General features: G+C 63.8%; 13 protein-coding genes. 7 read left to right on the plus strand and 6 right to left on the minus strand.

Annotated elements, in window-relative coordinates:
* Positions 1 to 30: 30 nt before the first annotated feature.
* From aroA to AB4Y85_RS03850, 4 genes are all read left to right on the plus strand, one after another.
* The gene (aroA, locus tag AB4Y85_RS03835; RefSeq protein ID WP_441983525.1) at positions 31 to 1377 is read left to right on the plus strand and encodes a 3-phosphoshikimate 1-carboxyvinyltransferase; all 1347 of its coding nucleotides are present in this window, start codon (positions 31 to 33) and stop codon (positions 1375 to 1377) included.
* A 7-nt stretch (positions 1378 to 1384) separates the two neighbouring features.
* Complete coding sequence (cmk, locus tag AB4Y85_RS03840; RefSeq protein WP_441983526.1) at positions 1385 to 2008, plus strand: (d)CMP kinase; 624 nt, start codon at positions 1385 to 1387, stop codon at positions 2006 to 2008.
* A gap of 74 nt (positions 2009 to 2082) precedes the next feature.
* Positions 2083 to 2886 carry a DUF1194 domain-containing protein gene (locus AB4Y85_RS03845; RefSeq protein ID WP_441983527.1) on the plus strand — a complete coding sequence of 268 codons (804 nt, stop codon included), beginning with the start codon at positions 2083 to 2085 and terminating at the stop codon, positions 2884 to 2886.
* A 9-nt stretch (positions 2887 to 2895) separates the two neighbouring features.
* Positions 2896 to 3273: a methylglyoxal synthase gene (locus AB4Y85_RS03850; protein ID WP_441983528.1), complete on the plus strand. Its 378-nt coding sequence runs from the start codon at positions 2896 to 2898 to the stop codon at positions 3271 to 3273.
* 248 nt (positions 3274 to 3521) lie between these two features.
* Here AB4Y85_RS03850 and hrpB read toward each other — a convergent pair whose 3' ends face one another.
* The 3 genes from hrpB to AB4Y85_RS03865 form a co-directional block, all read right to left on the minus strand.
* Positions 3522 to 5984: an ATP-dependent helicase HrpB gene (gene hrpB, locus AB4Y85_RS03855; RefSeq protein ID WP_441983529.1), complete on the minus strand. Its 2463-nt coding sequence runs from the start codon at positions 5982 to 5984 to the stop codon at positions 3522 to 3524.
* A 42-nt stretch (positions 5985 to 6026) separates the two neighbouring features.
* Positions 6027 to 6647 carry an HAD family hydrolase gene (locus AB4Y85_RS03860; RefSeq protein WP_441983530.1) on the minus strand — a complete coding sequence of 207 codons (621 nt, stop codon included), beginning with the start codon at positions 6645 to 6647 and terminating at the stop codon, positions 6027 to 6029.
* Positions 6648 to 6808: 161 nt separating this feature from the next.
* The gene (locus AB4Y85_RS03865) at positions 6809 to 9100 is read right to left on the minus strand and encodes an NADP-dependent malic enzyme (protein ID WP_441983531.1); all 2292 of its coding nucleotides are present in this window, start codon (positions 9098 to 9100) and stop codon (positions 6809 to 6811) included.
* 160 nt (positions 9101 to 9260) lie between these two features.
* Between AB4Y85_RS03865 and mutS the strand changes: the two genes are divergently transcribed.
* The gene (gene mutS / locus AB4Y85_RS03870; protein WP_441983532.1) at positions 9261 to 11993 is read left to right on the plus strand and encodes a DNA mismatch repair protein MutS; all 2733 of its coding nucleotides are present in this window, start codon (positions 9261 to 9263) and stop codon (positions 11991 to 11993) included.
* A 15-nt stretch (positions 11994 to 12008) separates the two neighbouring features.
* On the opposite strand, the gene AB4Y85_RS03875 is transcribed toward mutS, so the two are convergent.
* Positions 12009 to 12440, minus strand: a complete 432-nt coding sequence (locus AB4Y85_RS03875) for a response regulator (protein ID WP_441983533.1) — start codon at positions 12438 to 12440, stop codon at positions 12009 to 12011.
* 758 nt (positions 12441 to 13198) lie between these two features.
* Here AB4Y85_RS03875 and AB4Y85_RS03880 point away from each other — a divergent pair.
* Together AB4Y85_RS03880 and AB4Y85_RS03885 are read left to right on the plus strand one after the other, a co-directional pair.
* Positions 13199 to 14734, plus strand: a complete 1536-nt coding sequence (locus tag AB4Y85_RS03880) for a YifB family Mg chelatase-like AAA ATPase (protein WP_441983534.1) — start codon at positions 13199 to 13201, stop codon at positions 14732 to 14734.
* A 155-nt stretch (positions 14735 to 14889) separates the two neighbouring features.
* Entirely contained in the window at positions 14890 to 15825 is a 936-nt protein-coding gene (locus AB4Y85_RS03885; protein ID WP_441983535.1) for a GNAT family N-acetyltransferase, read from the plus strand.
* On the opposite strand, the gene queG is transcribed toward AB4Y85_RS03885, so the two are convergent.
* Together queG and AB4Y85_RS03895 are read right to left on the minus strand one after the other, a co-directional pair.
* Positions 15813 to 17063 (minus strand): tRNA epoxyqueuosine(34) reductase QueG, encoded by a 1251-nt coding sequence (queG, locus tag AB4Y85_RS03890; protein WP_441983704.1) that lies wholly within the window; start codon positions 17061 to 17063, stop codon positions 15813 to 15815. The genes AB4Y85_RS03885 and queG overlap by 13 nt on opposite strands.
* A complete protein-coding gene (locus AB4Y85_RS03895) occupies positions 16961 to 17653 on the minus strand; it encodes a glutathione S-transferase family protein (RefSeq protein ID WP_441983536.1) in 693 nt (230 codons plus the stop codon). Before AB4Y85_RS03895 ends, queG begins: the two co-directional genes overlap by 103 nt.
* Between the last annotated feature and the right edge of the window lie 111 nt (positions 17654 to 17764).

The raw sequence follows: 17764 nt of genomic DNA on the forward strand, positions 1-17764 counted from the left end.
GACCAAAGGGTCAAGGCAAGGAATTCGATAATGTCGCACGCGCATGGCATTGCATCGCCGGTCACCAGCAAGTCGGGGGCGGCCCTGAAGGGGCGTATCCGGGTTCCCGGTGACAAGTCCATCTCCCACCGCTCCATGATCTTCGGGCTCCTCTCCATCGGAGAAACCCGCGTGGAGGGCCTTTTGGAAGGCGACGACGTGCTGCGCACGGCGGAAGCCTGCCGGGCGCTCGGCGCCACCATCACCCGCGAGGCTCCTGGCCGCTGGCGCATCCAAGGTGTGGGAATCGGCGGCCTTAGCGAGCCCAAGGACGTTCTGGATTTCGGCAATGCGGGCACGGGCTCGCGCCTCATGATGGGCGTGGCGGGCAGCCACCCGATCACCTCGACCTTCGACGGCGATGCCTCGCTTCGCAAACGCCCCATGCGCCGCATCCTCGACCCGCTGGTGCAGATGGGCGTGACAGTGGTCAGCGAGGCCGAGGGTGGGCGCGTGCCCCTGACCCTGCGTGGACCGAAGGAAACGCTCCCCATTACCTACGAGACCCCGGCGGCCTCGGCGCAGATCAAGTCGGCGATCCTGCTCGCCGGCCTCAACTCTCCCGGCAAGACCACCGTGATCGAGCGTGAGGCGACCCGCGACCACACGGAGCGGATGCTGCGCCATTTCGGCGCCAAGGTAGATGTGGTGCCTCATGGCGAGGATGGCCGTGCCATCACCCTCCAGGGCCAGCCGGAGCTGCGCGGCACGGATATCGTGGTTCCCACCGACCCCTCCTCCGCCGCCTTCCCGCTGGTAGCAGCGCTCATCACCCCCGGCTCGGATATCGTGATCGAGGGCGTGATGATGAACCCGCTGCGCACCGGCCTCATCACCACGCTTCTGGAAATGGGCGCCTCCATCGAGCGCCTGAACGAGCGCGACGAGGGCGGCGAGACCGTAGCCGACCTGCGCGTGCGCCACAGCCAGCTCAAGGGCGTGACGGTCCCCCATGGCCGGGCGCCTGCCATGATCGACGAGTATCCGGTCCTTGCCGTTGCGGCCTCCTTCGCCGAAGGCGCCACCCGCATGCAGGGCCTGCACGAACTGCGCGTGAAGGAATCCGACCGCCTCGCCGCCGTGGCGGATGGCCTGGCGGAAGCCGGCGTCAGTCATGAGATCGAAGGCGATGACCTGATCGTCCACGGCGCCAAGACGGTCCGTGGCGGCGGCAATCCGGTGAAGACCCATCTCGACCATCGCATCGCCATGGCCTTCCTGGTCATGGGCCTCGCCACAAGTGAGCCGGTGACGGTCGATGACGGTGGGATGATCGTGACGAGCTTCCCCTCTTTCATCCCGCTCATGCGCGAACTCGGCGCCACGATTCAGGACTGAGGCCCTCATGATCATCGCGATTGACGGCCCCGCCGCATCGGGCAAGGGAACCCTGGGCAAGCGCCTGTCGGAGCATTTCGGCTTCGCGCATCTGGATACCGGCCTGCTCTACCGCGCGGTGGCCCGCGTGCTGCTCGACCGGGACGTCGCCCTGACCGAAGAGGCGGCGGCGCACGACGTCGCCCTCAATCTCGACGTCACCCATCTCGACGATCCCCGCCTGCGCGGGGCCGAGATGGGCGAAGCAGCTTCCGTGATCTCCGGTTATCAGCCAGTGCGCGATGCCCTTCTCGCCTTCCAGCGCCAGTTCGCCGAGCAACCCCCCGGTGCCGTGCTCGATGGGCGCGATATCGGCACCGTCGTCTGCCCTCACGCGGATGTGAAGCTGTTCATCACCGCTGCTCCCGAGGAGCGCGCTCGCCGCCGTCACCTTGAGCTGGTAAAGCGCGGCGAAAGCACGGAATATGAGAATATTCTTAAGGACATCCGTCGCCGGGACGAGCGGGACATGAACCGCTCCACCGCGCCTTTGAAGCCCGCCGCCGATGCCCTTACGCTCGATACGACCCATCTCGACGCCGAGGAAACCTTCCAGGCGGCCCTCGATCTGGTGCAGGCAAGGGGTACCTAATTACAACTTGACCTTGCGTCAGGTTGAGAAGCTGGCACACTGACCGAACGTCCGCCTCCTCCAAGGAGATTACGATGGTTCGCTCAGTGCCCGCCCATCTGGCCGCAGGACTAGCCTTGCTGTGGACTTGCTTGGTCATGCCGCAACAGGCGCGGGCCCAAACCGAGGTCGACCTCGCTCTCGTGATCGCCGTCGATATCTCCTTCTCCATGGACACCGACGAGCAGGCTCTACAGCGCGAGGGCTTCGCGCAGGCCTTTCGCTCCCCCCAGGTTCATGAGGCCATCCGCAGCGGCATGCTGGGCAAGATCGCGGTCACCTACATGGAATGGGCCGGTTCTCCCGACCAGAAGGTGATCGTACCTTGGACAATTCTCGACAATCCCGAAGGGCTGATGGCCTTCGCGGACAAGATCTCTTCCACTCCCTTACGCCGGGCGCAGCGCACCTCGATCTCCAGCGCCATTGATTACAGCGTGAGGCTTCTGGAAGAGAGTGGCTTGGAGGCCGCCCGACAGGTGATCGACGTCTCCGGCGACGGGCCCAACAACCAGGGCCGCAACGTGGTGGAGGCGCGGGATTCCGCTCTTGCCAAGGACATCACCATCAACGGCCTGCCGATCATGCTGCGTAAGCCCGGCTATCTCGACATCCCGGAGCTCGATGTCTATTACAGGGACTGCGTGATCGGCGGGCAAGGCGCCTTCACAGTACCGGTGAGAGATCGTGACCAGTTCATCGCGGCCATCAAGACCAAGATCCTGCTCGAGATCGCCGATCTCACGCCCAAGCAATCCCTCATCAACCGCATCCAGACCGCGCCCAGCACCAATTGCCTTGCCGGTGAGATGCAGTGGCGGGACCGCTGGAGCAACTGAGCCTCTCTCATGACGCAGCTGACGTTGGCGCTCGTGGCCCACGACGCCAAGAAGGACGACATGGCCGATTTCGTCGCCAAGTACGAAGACGACATTCGCCCCTTCACCCTCTTCGCCACTGGCACCACCGGCGGACGCATCATGGAACGATGCCCTGCCCTATCGGTGACACGCCTGAAGAGCGGCCCGCTCGGCGGCGACCAGCAGATCGGCGCCATGATCGCAGAAGGCCGGATCGATGCCCTTTTCTTTTTCGTCGATCCCCTGTCGCCACACCCGCACGACGTGGACGTGAAAGCGCTGATGCGCCTAGCCCTCGTCTACGACATCCCCATGGCGCTCAACCGCGCGACGGCGGGACGGCTGATCGAGTCGTTCCGGGATTAATCTCTTTCGAAACCAGCCAATCCGCACACCGCGTGTTCCCTCCCCCTTGCGGGGAGGGCTAGGGTGGGGGTCGGAAAGTCAAAGCACCTGACATCCTCCAGTAATCTCAAAGGCTGATACCAGCCACACCTCTCGCCAGTGGGGATAGGTGAAGAGCGCCAGACTTCGCAATGTCTCACCCAGTCAGACCACCCCCACCCCTGCCCCTCCCCGCAAGGGGGAGGGAATAGGTGTGGTGCACGATCATCTTAAATCCCCCGCGGCTTCGCGCGCCGTGTCGGCGGCGCGGTGAGCGGGTCCTCCGGCCAGGGATGCTTGGGGTATTGCCCGCGCATGTCGGCACGCACAGCCGCCCATGAGCCGCGCCAGAATCCGGGCAGGTCGCGGGTGATCTGAATGGGGCGCTGCGCGGGCGAGAGCAGGTGCAGGATCAGCGGCACGCGTCCCGCCGCGATGGTGGGATGCTTGTCGAGCCCGAACAGTTCCTGCACGCGCACCGCCAGAACCGGCCCCTCCTCGCCACCGTAATCGATCGGAATCTGCGAGCCCGTCGGCACCTCCACATGGGTCGGCGCTTCCGCATCGAGGCGGCGCTGCAGGTTCCAGGGAAGCAGGCTGCGCAACGCCTCGCTCAGCAGGTCAGGACCGACATCGTTGAGGCTGCTCCTGCCAACGAGATGTGGAGCGAGCCATTCTGCCGCTGTTTCCGTCAGCGCTTCATCGGACAGATCAGGCCACTCATCTCCCTCGGCCTTGTGCAGGAACTGCACGCGTTCACGCCATTGCGCCAGCGCCTTCGACAGGGGAAGCGCATCGAGCCCCACAGACACGAGGCCTTCCGCAAGCGCGCGCGCAGCCCCTTCCGTTGCAGGCACTTTGAGCGGGCGCTCGTTGAATACGAGAGAACCGAACCGCCGAACGCTGCGAGCACGCAAGGCGCGGGCCTGCCGGTCAAAGGCGACCTCGTCGCTCTGCTCGATCTCATCGCCGAAATGAGCTTCGATTTCCTCAATGGAAATGGGGGCTGCCGCGAGAATACGCGCCGCCGCAGCACCTCCGGAAATCTCAGCGATAGCGAGATAAGGCTCCTTCGCCAGCCGGTCATGCGCCTCTAAAGATGCGCCGCGCCCATTGGCCATGAGATATTCACCTGGCTTGCCGCGCGCTTTCGCGAGGCGATCAGGATAAGCGAGCGTCAGCAGCGCACCGATGGAGCGCTCCTCACCCCTGCCGCCTGCATGCCCCTTCGCCCAGTTTTCGGCCATGCGCCGCATGTCCTCAGCGCGGCGGGAGCGGTCGCGCCGGAAGCGCTCGACCCGGTCGGTGAGATCGACCATGTCGCCGCCAAGACCGCGCTCGACGAGCACCGCCGCCACATCCGCCGCATCGCGCGCTTGTCCGCTCTCACCGGCGACCAGAATCATGCGCGCCAGACGCGGCGGCAGGGGCAGATCGCGAAGGCGTCGCCCAGTCGAGGTGATTCGCCCCTCTTCATTGAGCGCATCGAGCTGCTGGAGGAGAGTCTTCCCCTCCTTCAGGGCCGGAGCCGGAGGCGGATCGAGGAACGCGAGCGTCGTCGGGTCCGTGACGCCCCAGGCGGCGCAATCGAGGAGAAGCGGCGCGAGATCGGCTGCGAGGATTTCAGGGCGCGCGAAAGGTTCGAGCGCTCCTGTCGCCGCCTCCTCCCAGAGCCGGTAGCAGATGCCGGGTTCCGTTCGTCCCGCACGGCCCCGCCGCTGATCGGCGGCGGCGCGGGAGACGCGCACGGTCTCAAGCCGCATCAGGCCGATATTCGGCTCGTAGACAGGTACGCGGGCTAACCCTGAATCCACGACAACGCGCACGCCCTCGATGGTGAGCGAAGTTTCCGCGATGGAAGTCGCAAGCACCACCTTGCGCCGCCCTGGCTTCGCTGGGCTGACGGCGAGATCCTGTTCTCCACGATCAAGCGCCCCATAGAGCGGCGCAAGATCAACGGCGGGATCGGCGATGCGTTCGCGCAAAAAGGTTTCGACGCGGCGGATCTCGCCCTGCCCCGGCAGGAACACGAGGATGGAGCCGCTCTCGGCCCGCAGCGCGCGCGTTACGGCATCCGTCACCTGCTCTTCGATGCGGCGGTTGGGATCGCGCCCGAGATATCGCGTCTCGACCGGATAGGCGCGCCCTTCGGATTCGATCACGGGCGCATCGCCCAAAAGTTTCGCGACCCGCGCGCCATCGAGGGTGGCCGACATCACGAGCAGGCGCAGATCCTCGCGGAGGCCGCCTTGCGCATCGAGCGCAAGGGCAAGGCCGAGATCGGCATCGAGGGAGCGTTCATGAAACTCGTCGAAGAGAACGGCGGCAATGCCTTCGAGGGATGGATCGTCGAGGATCATGCGGGCGAACACGCCCTCGGTCACCACCTCGATGCGCGTCTTGCGGCTGATCTTGGAGCCGAGACGCACGCGAAGACCCACTGTCTCCCCCACGTTCTCGCCGAGCGTCCGGGCCATGCGGTCGGCAGCGGCACGGGCCGCGAGACGTCGCGGCTCCAGAACGATGATCTTAGCCCTATTCACCCAGGGCTCGTCCATGAGCACGAGCGGCACGCGCGTCGTCTTGCCCGCGCCGGGCGGGGCCACGAGCACAGCATTGGAACGCTCGCGCAAGCTCGCCGTCAGATCGGCAAGGACGGCATCGATGGGCAGAGAGGTCTCGAGATCGCGCATGCCGCGTGATGGCTCAGGACGGGCCGGAGGGCAAGGTGAACCTCACACCGGCAAGCCGTAAAGGCGAAGCTCGGCGGCGAGGTCGATATCCTCAGAAGGATAGTAGATCGCTTCCATGCCGACGGCGCGGGCAGCTTCGGCATTCGGTTTCGAATCGTCGATGAAGATGCAATCGGCGGCCTCCAGCCCGTAACGGTCGAGCAGCAGGCGATAGATCGCGTGATCAGGTTTCAGCAACCTCTCGTCGCCCGAGACGATCACGCCGTCGAAACCGGCAAGGAACGGGAAGCGCTCCTGCGCCAGGATGAATTTGGGCCCTGAAAAATTCGTGATGCAATAATTCGGCACGCCGGCATCCCGCAGGCGCTGGAGCAAAGTCACGTTCTGCTCGAATACGCCGGAAACCGTCTCAGGCCAGCGATCGTGGAAGGCGCGGATGGCGGGTTCATGCTTCGGATGATCCTTGACCAGAAGCGCCACGGCCTCGTCCCAATCCCGCCCGCGATCCTGCTCCAGGTTCCAGTCCGGCGTGCAGACATTGGACAGGAACCATTCCATCTCCGTGTGGTCATCGAAGACGCTTCGGTAGAGATTACGCGGATCCCAGCGTAGCAGGACATTGCCGATGTCGAAGACGACGGTCTTAGGCTTCCGATTGGTCATGTTTGCCCCCTGGCTTAATCGATTCATATTTCGCCAATGGAAAGGCCCGAGCCTGAACGCTGCATGAAGCTTGAGCATGCCGAAGGACCGAGTAAGGCCAGCAGCTCCATCGCGGCAATGCGACATGAGCCACCTCTTTCATCGGGAGAACTGTCAGCCGATCAGCCGCCGATATTGTAGGCGGCCAACGCTGCCATGTTGACGATGTCGTTGTCGGTCGCGCCGAGCGACACGATCTGCACGGGCTTGTCGAGACCGACGACGAGCGGACCCATGACCATCGCGCCGCCCAGCTGCTGCAGCATCTTCGTCGAGATCGATGCGGAGTGGAACGCGGGCATCACGAGCACGTTGGCAGGTCCTGTGAGCCGGCTGAACGGATATTGCGCCATCAGCTCGCGGTCGAGCGCCACATCGGCGGCCATTTCGCCGTCATACTCGAAATCGAGGCGCATTCCATCGAGGATTTTCACCGCCTCCTGGATCTTCTCCGCACGTTCCGCGCGCGGATGACCGAAGGTGGAGAAGGACAGAAGCGCGACGCGTGGTTCATAACCGAGACGGCGTGCGACGCCGGCAGATTCGATGGCGATCTCGGCAAGCTCCTGCGCACTCGGCATTTCGTGAATCGCCGTATCGGCGACGAGAACCGTGTGACCGCGCGCAAGGCACAGGGACACGCCGATCACGCGATGGCCGGGCTTCTCGTCGATCACGTGGCGCACGTCGGCAAGCGCCGTCGAATAGTTACGGGTTGCGCCCGTCACCATTGCATCCGCGTCACCCAGCGCCACCATGGATGCGGCGAAATGGTTGCGGTCCTGGTTGATCAGGCGTTGGCAGTCACGGAACAGGTAGCCCCTGCGCTGAAGGCGCTCGTAAAGAAACTGCGCGTAGGTGCTGTTGCGGCGCGACAGGCGCGCATTGTGTATCTCGATACCCTCGCGGCCTTCGAGCTCGATGCCGGCCAGTGCCGCCGTCTCGAGGATGCGCTCTTCGCGTCCCACGAGGATCGCGCGGCCGAGGCCCTGGTTTACGAAGGACAGGGCCGCGCGGATGACCCGCTCCTCCTCGCCTTCGGCGAAGACCACGCGCTTGGGTATCTTGCGCACGCGCTCAAAAATGCCGTTGAGCGTGCCCGCAACGGGATCGCGGCGGGCGGAGAGCTGCGCCTTGTAGGCTTTCGTATCGACGATGGGACGGCGCGCCACGCCCGTTTCCATCGCGGCCTGCGCCACGGCAATCGGAATGGTGTGGATCAGGCGCGGATCGAAGGGAACGGGAATGATGTAGTCGCGTCCGAAGCGCGGACGCGCGCCCTGATAAGCGGCGGCCACCTCGTCGGGCACATCCTCGCGGGCGAGATCGGCGAGCGCCTGCGCCGCCGCGATCTTCATTTCCATGTTGATCGTGGTCGCCTGCACATCGAGCGCGCCGCGGAAGATGTAAGGGAAGCCGAGTACGTTGTTGACCTGGTTCGGATAATCCGAGCGGCCCGTCGCGATGATCACGTCGTCACGGATGCGCGCCACTTCCTCGGGCGTGATTTCCGGATCGGGATTGGCCATGGCGAAAATGATCGGATTGGGCGCCATGGAGCGGATCATCTCGTCGGAGAACGCACCCTTGGCGGAAAGGCCGAACACCGCATCCGCCCCTTTGAGCGCATCGGCCAGCGTGCGCGCGCTCGTCTCGGCCGCATGCCCGGACTTCCACTGGTTCATGCCCTCCGTGCGGCCCTTGTAGATCACGCCTTTCGTGTCGCAGAGGATCACATTGTTGGGCGCGAAACCCATGGCCTTGAGCAGCTCCGTGCAAGCGATGCCAGCCGCGCCCGCGCCGTTGACCACGAGCTTGGTCTTCGCCATGTCGCGACCGGTCAGGTGCAAGGCGTTGATAAGGCCCGCCGCCGCGATGATCGCGGTTCCGTGCTGGTCGTCATGGAACACCGGAATGTCCATGAGCTCCCGCAGGCGCTCCTCGATGATGAAGCATTCCGGCGCCTTGATGTCCTCCAGATTGATGCCGCCGAAGGAGGGGCCGAGATAGCGCACGCAGTTGATGAAGTTATCTGCATCCTCCGTGTCGACCTCGAGGTCGATGGAATCCACGTCCGCGAAACGCTTGAAGAGAACCGACTTGCCCTCCATCACCGGCTTGGAGGCAAGCGCTCCGAGATTGCCGAGGCCGAGGATGGCCGTGCCGTTCGAGATCACCGCCACCATGTTGGAGCGGGTGGTGTAGTCGAAGGCGAGCGACGGGTTCTCGGCGATGGCGAGCACCGGCACGGCGACGCCCGGCGAATACGCCAGCGACAGGTCCCGCTGGGTGGCCATGGGCTTCGTCGGCACGACCTCCAGCTTGCCAGGCCTCCCCTGGGAGTGGAACAGCAACGCCTCCTGGTCGGTGAAGGTGGGGCGCTTGCGGGGGGCAGAGGGCTTATCGTCGGTCATGGGATGTCGCGGATCTCAAGAAAATCGGTGTCGCCATGGGGCTTAGGCTGCAGGCTGCGACCTTAAGGCCAAGGATTGCACGCCTCAAGACTTGTGCACACCCTACTCTTGTAGCCTATCACAGGGTGAAACGCCCTCCCGGCTTTGCTACAACCCTGTAATGTCATCCCAAGCCTCCTATCAGCCACCCGAGAGCACCGACCAGAACGTTCCTGCCGGCTCCAAGCCCGCCCAGGACAGCAAGGTCACGCCCATGATGGCGCAGTACGTCGAGATCAAGGCTGCCAACCCGGACAGCCTCCTGTTCTATCGTATGGGGGATTTCTATGAGCTGTTCTTCGAGGACGCGGAGATCGCAAGCCGGTCACTCGGCATCGTGCTCACCAAGCGCGGCAAGCACCAGGGGCAGGACATTCCCATGTGCGGCGTGCCCGTGGACCGGGCGGACGATTACCTCCAGCGCCTGATCGGCCTGGGCCACCGGGTGGCGGTGTGCGAACAGACCGAGGACCCGGCGGAGGCCAGGAAGCGCGGCTCGAAATCCGTCGTGCGCCGAGACGTGGTGCGCCTCGTGACCCCGGGCACGATCACCGAGGAGCGGCTGCTCGAACCCGGCCGCGCCAATTTCCTACTCGCCATCGCCCGCCGCCGCATCTCCGACACGCAATGGTGTTACGGCCTGGCCGCCGTTGACATTTCCACAGGACAATTCGTCTTGAGCGAGACGGATGCCCTCGGTCTGCCTGCCGAGATCGCACGATTCGAGCCGCGTGAGATCCTGGTGCCGGACGTGATCCATGACGATCCGGAGCTTATCGCCTTCTGGCGCGATACACGCGCCTCGATCACGCCCCTCTCCCGCGAAGGGCTGGACCCCGCCTCCGCCGAACGGCGGCTGAAGCAGCATTTCGGCGTTGCGACGCTCGACGCCTTCGGCTCTTTCGGGGCCGCCGAGATCACGGCGGCGGGCAGCGTGCTTTTCTACATCGAGAAGACACAGATCGACAGCCGCCCCGTGCTCAACCCGCCAGCCCGCGACAATGCCGGCGCGGCGCTTGCCATCGATGCGGCGACACGCGCCAATCTCGAACTCACGCGCACCCTCTCCGGCGAGCGTGCGGGCAGTCTGCTCGCCGCCATCGACTGCACGGTGACGCCGGGCGGGGCGCGATGCCTGGCCGAGCGTCTCGCAGGCCCCCTCACCCATCCTGGTCTCATTGGCGAGCGGCAGGATGCAGTCGAGGCGCTCGTGAACAATGCGGACCTGCGCGACCGATTGCGTCGTATCCTCAAGCGTTCGCCCGATCTGGCGCGCGCGCTCTCTCGCCTGAGCCTCGGGCGCGGTGGACCGCGTGACCTGGCTTGCGTGCGCGACGGCCTGTTCGCGGCGCGCGAGCTCGGTCTTGAACTGGCAATCGCGCCCAATCTGCCAAAGGAGCTTGCGGATGCGGCAGCACGCCTGCAATCCCTGCGCACGGATGTAGCGGACAAGCTGGCGGCCGCGCTCGCCGACGAGATTCCGCTGCTCAAGCGCGACGGCGGTTTCATCCGTGCCGGATATGACGCCAGTCTCGATGAGCTGCGCGAACTGCAGCAGGATTCCCGCCGCTTCATCGCAGCGCTTCAATCGCGCTACGCGAACGAAACCGGCTGCCGCACGCTGCGCGTGAAGCACAACCACATGATCGGCTACTTCGTGGAAGTGCCGCAGAATGTGGGCGAGGACCTGTTGAAGGAGCCGTGGAAGGAAACCTTCATCCATCGCCAGACGATGGCGGGCGCCATGCGCTTTTCCACGCAGGAACTCGGTGAGCTTGAATCGAAAATTGCGTCGGCCTCCGACCGCGCGCTGAAGGTCGAACTCGGCTTGTTCGACGAGATGGCGCAGGAACTGCTCGACCTGTCGGGCGAAGTGGCATCAGCCGCGGAAGCGATTGCCATCATCGACGTCAGTGCAGCGCTTGCCGATCTCGCCATGCGCCTCGATTGGACGCGGCCTAATATCGACACGAGCCTCGCCTTCAGCATCAAGGGCGGACGCCATCCTGTCGTCGAATCGGCTCTCAAGCGCGAAGGCACGGCCTTCATCGCCAACGATTCCGATCTCTCAGGCAAGGATGCGGGTTGCATTCTCCTGATCACCGGCCCGAACATGGGCGGTAAATCGACCTATCTGCGCCAGAATGCGCTCATCGTTGTGCTGGCGCAGATGGGCTCCTTCGTTCCGGCGAAGGAAGCGCATATCGGTGTGGTCGACAGGCTGTTCTCCCGCGTCGGCGCCGCCGACGATCTCGCACGTGGGCGCTCGACCTTCATGGTCGAGATGGTGGAAACGGCAGCGATCCTCAATCAGGCCACCTCGCACTCCCTCGTGATCCTCGATGAGATCGGACGTGGCACATCCACCTTCGACGGATTGTCCATCGCGTGGGCAGCTATCGAGCATCTGCATGAAGCCAATCGCTGCCGCGCACTGTTCGCCACCCACTTCCACGAACTGACAGCCCTGTCCGAGCGTCTGCCGCGCATTTCCAACGCAACGCTGAAAGTGACCGAGTGGCATGGCGAGGTGGTGTTCCTGCACGAAGTCGTGCCCGGCGCGGCCGACCGCTCATATGGTTTGCAGGTAGCGCGCCTCGCAGGCCTGCCCTCAGCGGTCGTTGACCGGGCAAAGACGATTCTGGGAGAACTGGAAAAGTCGGATCGCGAGCGCCCAAGGCGCGCTTTGGTGGACGATCTTCCGCTCTTTGCCGTGCCTGTCCGCTCCGAGTCGGCTCCTGCACCTGTGCCAAAGCAAGACATGTTGCGTGACGCGCTCGATGCCCTGGACCCTGACCAGATGACCCCCCGGGAAGCGCTGGATGCGCTCTACCGTCTGAAAGCCCAGCGGTAAGCGAAAGAGGAACAGTCAGGGCAGAGAGGAGCTGTCCTCGCGATCCTTAAGATCGAAAGGGATGAAGGTCATCCTGTGAGGATCCTTCTCCTCACATTCCTCGCCCGCCGTGACATAGGCCAGAGCCTCCTTCACGCCGCGTTCCGTATAAGGCTTGGCGATCACACCGCGCGCTCCGGCAAAATCCTCCGGGATACGCTTGGCATTGGCGGTCATGAACAGGACGGTGACCTCCTTCTCGGACAGAGCACGCGCCGCATCGATGCCGGTCAGACCGTCGGAGAGATGCACATCCACGAAGGCGAGGTCCGGCGAGGATTGTCTGGCAAGGTCGATGGCTTCAGCGGACGAGGCCGCGATACCCACGACATCGTGCCCGATATCCTGCAGGAGGCTTTCCAATTCCAGGGCGATGAGAAATTCATCTTCCACGATCAGGATGCGCAAAGGCTTACCCTACTCAATCCGAGTCCTCTCCCCAAGTCTCTTCCGCATCCACGGGCATGAGGATCTCGCCCGTGTACCTGGCTCCGCATCGCGCCAAGTCAACCGCTCTGTCGGTTGCCGGACCAGCATATCGGTCAGATTTTTTCCGAAAGCCCTCTCAGGCACAGGGGTAAGGTCGAGCCCAATCCCGTCATCCGTGACGACGATTTGCAGTTTCTTTGCAACGCGCTCAACTCGGAATGTCAATCGCCCCCGACTGTCGCTGGGGAGGGCGCGCGTGATGGCATTTACGATGAGCTTGGAGCCCATGAAGCCGTGGGAGGCGTCGTTGGCGAAGACAACGGGAATTTCGTCCCGATGCGGATCGGCTGTCCGGATGGCTTTGGGAATTGTTTGGAGAGCGCCCTTGAAGAACGCGTCGGGCCCAGCCTGCTGCCGGTCCTGGCTTATCTCGGAGGCTGGGTTGGATGCCCGCATCATGATCTCGATATGCAACTTTAGAAGGTCATGACGTTTCGTACACAGACCATCTTGAGATGATACCGTCCCACGTCATGCCGGTCTCCCATGGTGAATGGCCAATGCCCTTTCGGGCTTGGAAGCCCAGCCGGCATATGGTCGGACTTAACGTCATTAGGACAAGAGTGTTCCGACTTCAGCTCCTACAAATATGACACATGCCTCTTCTAGGATTAGAAACACTATCACGTTCTGTCGGAGCAGGTTAAAGTCGCGCCGTCTCAAGGGGAACGATTCCGATGGTCATGCGCGTGTCTACTGTTGCCTTCGAGGGGATCGAGGCGCGCGCGGTCGACGTGCAGGTTCAGATTTCCGCCGGCGCGGTCGCTTTCATGATCGTCGGGTTGCCCGACAAGGCCGTGGCGGAATCCCGCGAGCGGGTGCGCTCGGCCCTGATCGCCTCCGGTCTTGCCCTCCCCGCCAAGCGGATCACCGTCAATCTCGCGCCCGCAGATATGCCCAAGGAAGGCAGCCATTACGATCTTCCCATCGCGCTCGGGGTCATGGCCGCCATCGGCGCGATCCCCGGCGATGCGTTGAACGGCTTCACCGTCCTGGGCGAGCTGGCCCTCGACGGCTCTATCACCTCGGTAGCAGGCGTGCTGCCTGCGGCGATGGCGGCCTATGACCGTCAGCATGGCCTGATCTGCCCGGAGGCCTGCGGCTCGGAGGCCGCCTGGGCAAGCCAGGATATCGAGATCCTGGCCCCGCGATCGCTGATCCAGCTCGCGAACCATTTCAAGGGCACGCAGGTCCTGAGCCGGCCCGAGCCCGTGATCATGCCTGCCTCCGGAGCCCTGCCCGACCTTCGCGACATCAAGGGGCAGGAGAGCGCCAAGCGCACCCTCGAGATCGCGGCAGCTGGCGGCCATAACCTTCTCATGAACGGCCCTCCCGGCGCGGGCAAATCCATGCTCGCCCAGCGCCTGCCCTCGATCCTGCCGCCGCTCTCGCCACGGGAGCTGCTGGAGGTCTCGATGATCCAGTCGGTGGCGGGCCTGCTGGCGGATGGCGCGCTCTCGGACCGGCGCCCGTTCCGTGCACCACACCACTCGGCCTCCATGGCGGCGCTTGTTGGCGGCGGTCTCAATGCCCGGCCCGGCGAAGCCTCTTTGGCCCATCACGGCGTGCTGTTTCTCGACGAGCTGCCCGAGTTCCAGCCGCAGGTTCTCGACTCGCTCAGGCAGCCTATCGAGGCAGGCGAGATCCTGATCGCCCGCGCCAATCACCGCGTCACCTATCCGGCCCGTTTCCAGCTCATCGCCGCCATGAACCCCTGCCGTTGCGGGCAGGCGACCGAGCCCGGCTATGTGTGCCGCCGCCAGCCGAACGAGCGCTGCATCGCGCAATATCAGGCCCGCCTCTCAGGGCCGCTGCTCGACCGCATCGATCTCGCCATCGAAGTGCCTGCGGTCACCGCAGCCGACCTGATCCTGCCGCCGCCCGAGGAAGGCTCGGCCCAGGTTGCCGCCCGCGTCGCAGCCGCACGTAAAACGCAGGAGCAGCGCTATGCGGCGCTCAACCTCAAAGGCATCACCACGAATGCGGCCTGCCCACCGGCACTTTTGGAAGAGATCGCCCAGCCGGATGCCGATGGCTTGTCGCTGATTCGCGATGCCGCCAACGCCATGCGCCTCTCGGCCCGCGGCTTCCACCGCGTCCTGAAGGTCGGGCGGACGCTGGCCGATCTCGATGGCGAGGACCGCGTTCGACGTATTCATGTGGCGGAGGCGCTGTCCTATCGCGCCCATAGCGACCGCAGATCGGCGGCATGAGAATTTTAGCCGAATAATCCTGTCGAACCTTGCGATATGATCCTGCGGCCGCGATATACTTTGTCACAAAACGGTGTGATACCCCAGCTATGCCAAGGTTAGCCGGACAGCGAAGACCCCGGCAGCCCCGAAGAGACGCCACCTGCGAGATTGCGATGAGCACCTCTGGCCTGAATGAACCGACGACTTCTCCTGCCTCTGAACGCCCTGCCCTGCCGAGCAACCTGGGAAGGCTGATTCCCGGTTCCGGACGCATTGTCCGCGATTACGGCAATCTCGATCCAGTGCTCGGACGCATCGGATCCCTGGAAGTGCGCCTGGCCACGACTGCTAAAGAGATCAGGAAGGCGCAGAAGCTTCGCTACAAAGTTTTCTACGAGGAAATGTCGGCGGCACCCACAGGCGCTGCCAGAATCTCGCGGCGCGATGTCGACGAGTACGACTATATCTGCGACCACCTTCTCGTTCTCGATCATGATGTGAAGGCGGGCGCCCTACGCTCGAAGAAGCCCAAAGTCGTCGGCACCTATCGGCTTCTGCGTCAGGATGTGGCGGAGCAGCACGAGGGTTTCTACACGCGCGGCGAATACGACATCGCGCCTCTGCTGAAGGCTCATGCCGGATTGCGCTTCCTCGAACTCGGCCGCTCCTGCGTTCTCGAACCCTACCGCAACAAGCGCACGGTCGAACTTCTGTGGCACGGCATCTGGACCTATGTGCTGCACTACAAGATCGACGTGATGCTCGGCTGCGCGAGCCTGGAAGGCACGAACCCGCAAAACCTCGCGCTGCCTCTCAGCTTCCTGCATCACTACGCATCGGCACCGGAGGCCTGGCAGGCCAGCGCTCTACCCGAACGCCTCACGCGCATGGATCTGCTGCCCAAGGAAGCAGTTGATCCGAAAGCCGCCCTGCATGCCTTGCCGCCACTGATCAAAGGCTATCTCCGCCTTGGCGCGACCTTCGGCACCGGTGCTGTGATCGACAAGCAATTCGGCACGACGGACGTGCTCGTCATCCTGCCCGTGTCAGCGATCAACCCGCGCTACATCGATCATTTCGGCCCCGCCGCCAATCGTCACGCAGCGTAGGTTCTGCTCTCCGCAGGGGATAGTGCGCGGCTCCATTCCGCGCACACATCCGGGTCGCTTTCGCCCTCCCGACGCGGTCGCGCATGAGCAGCAATCACATCATGCGGAAGTAATCGCCCGATAGCCCACACGGCCATGGCGCGCACAAGCGGTGATGAATCATCGAGCAGGCGCACGGCTTCCTCGGCCAATCCCGCATCATCGGAATTACCAATCGCGATGAGCACATTGCGGATGAAGCGGTCGCGCCCCGTGCGCTTGATCGGCGTGCCGGCAAAGCGCGTGCGGAAGGCAGGATCGTCGAGACGCGCGAGCTCCGCAAGCGGCAACGCGGCAAGATCGTCGCGTTGCATGAGTCGCGCTTCGCGCCCTGCCTGAGCGAACTTGTTCCACGGGCAAACGGCAAGGCAATCGTCGCAGCCGAAGATGCGGTTGCCGATACCTTCGCGTAAGCTCTCCGGGATATGCTCCTTATGCTCGATGGTCAGATACGAGATGCAGCGCCGCGCATCGATCTGGAACGGTGCGGGAAACGCATTGGTCGGGCACACATCGAGGCAACGGCGGCAGGAGCCGCAATGGTTTCGCTCCGGCTCATCCACCGGCAGCTCCGCCGTGGTGAAGATCGCGCCTAAGAAAAGCCAGTTGCCGAACTCGCGCGAGACGATGACCGTGTGCTTGCCCTGGAAACCGAGACCCGCTGCTTCCGCGAGAGGCTTTTCCATCACAGGCGCCGTATCGACGAACACCTTCACATCCGATGAGGCCTTCGAGGCGAGGAGGCCCGCAATTTCCTTGAGCTTGCCCTTGATCACGTCGTGATAGTCGCGATTGCGGGCATAGACCGAGATCGAGCCGCGATCCTTCATCGGGAGCGTGGCGAGCGGATCATCGGTGGGACCGTAATTGAGGCCGAGCAGGATGATGCTGCGCACCTCGGGCCAGAGCGCACGCGGATCGGCACGGCGCTCCGCCGTCTCGGCCATCCAGTCCATGGAGGCATGATGGCCCGCCTCCAGCCAGGACTGCAGGCGCTCAGGCGCAAGCGGAATGGAATCAGGCGCGGCGATGCGCACAGTGTCGAAGCCGATCTGCTTCGCCCGCTCGACGAAGGCACTTTTCAGCTTCTCGCCGCTCAGAAATCCAGATTTTCGTAGTGATCCACCGGCGCCATCCCCGGAACCCGGTCCGCCAGGAGCGCGCGAAAGGACGGCCGGGATTTTACCCGGGCGTACCAATGCTTCGCTGTTTCGTCCTCGTCCCATGGCACGTCGCCGAGATAATCCACCACCGAGAGATGGGCCGCCGCTGCCAGATCCGCATAGGTCATCTGGTCGCCGGCCAGCCAATTCCGCTTGGAAATCAGAAAACCGATATATTTCAAGTGATATCGCACATTGGTGCGTGCGGCGCGAATCGCGCTCATGTCGGGTGGTCCGCCGCCAAGCTCGGCCGGCATGAAGCGCTTGTAGATCTTCTCCGTGGCCAGGTAATCCGTGACCTCGTCGTTGAATTTCACGAGGAACCAGTCGAGCAGGCGGCGCACCTCGACGCGCCGCGCCATCTCCTGAGGCAGGAGTCTGCGGTCCTTCAAGGCCTCGCCCCGGGTCTCGTCGAGATAATCGGCGATCCCGCGCGCGCCCGGAACGGCCAGCCCGTCGCTCTCCACCAGCAGCGGCAAATTGCCCGCCGGGTTGATTTCCAGGAAGGGAAGCCGCCGATCCCATGGCTTCTCCTCGACGAAGTCCGGCTCAAGGCCCAGCTCCGCCAGAATCAAGCGCGCGAACCGCGAATGCGGGCAAAAGGGATAGGAATGCAGGATGGCCATGAATGATGTCAGATGCGAAACAGGCGGCGAGAATAAGGCCGTGCTTCGTTAAGGAGCGGTAAGGAATTTTGGTGAATCTCATGCGCTAGGCGCATGTGAGTGGCTTTGCCG

It is taken from the genome of Microvirga sp. 2YAF29 (assembly GCF_052114605.1).
Taxonomy (GTDB): Bacteria; Pseudomonadota; Alphaproteobacteria; order Rhizobiales; family Beijerinckiaceae; genus Microvirga.

Excerpts from the sequence above, each read along its gene's own strand:
- aroA (WP_441983525.1), top strand. The coding sequence starts at position 31 with ATGTCGCACGCGCATGGCATTGCATCGCCGGTCACCAGCAAGTCGGGG.
- cmk (WP_441983526.1), top strand. The coding sequence starts at position 1,385 with ATGATCATCGCGATTGACGGCCCCGCCGCATCGGGCAAGGGAACCCTG.
- AB4Y85_RS03845 (WP_441983527.1), top strand. The coding sequence starts at position 2,083 with ATGGTTCGCTCAGTGCCCGCCCATCTGGCCGCAGGACTAGCCTTGCTG.
- AB4Y85_RS03850 (WP_441983528.1), top strand. The coding sequence starts at position 2,896 with ATGACGCAGCTGACGTTGGCGCTCGTGGCCCACGACGCCAAGAAGGAC.
- hrpB (WP_441983529.1), bottom strand. The coding sequence starts at position 5,984 with ATGCGCGATCTCGAGACCTCTCTGCCCATCGATGCCGTCCTTGCCGAT.
- AB4Y85_RS03860 (WP_441983530.1), bottom strand. The coding sequence starts at position 6,647 with ATGACCAATCGGAAGCCTAAGACCGTCGTCTTCGACATCGGCAATGTC.
- AB4Y85_RS03865 (WP_441983531.1), bottom strand. The coding sequence starts at position 9,100 with ATGACCGACGATAAGCCCTCTGCCCCCCGCAAGCGCCCCACCTTCACC.
- mutS (WP_441983532.1), top strand. The coding sequence starts at position 9,261 with ATGTCATCCCAAGCCTCCTATCAGCCACCCGAGAGCACCGACCAGAAC.
- AB4Y85_RS03880 (WP_441983534.1), top strand. The coding sequence starts at position 13,199 with ATGGTCATGCGCGTGTCTACTGTTGCCTTCGAGGGGATCGAGGCGCGC.
- AB4Y85_RS03885 (WP_441983535.1), top strand. The coding sequence starts at position 14,890 with ATGAGCACCTCTGGCCTGAATGAACCGACGACTTCTCCTGCCTCTGAA.
- AB4Y85_RS03895 (WP_441983536.1), bottom strand. The coding sequence starts at position 17,653 with ATGGCCATCCTGCATTCCTATCCCTTTTGCCCGCATTCGCGGTTCGCG.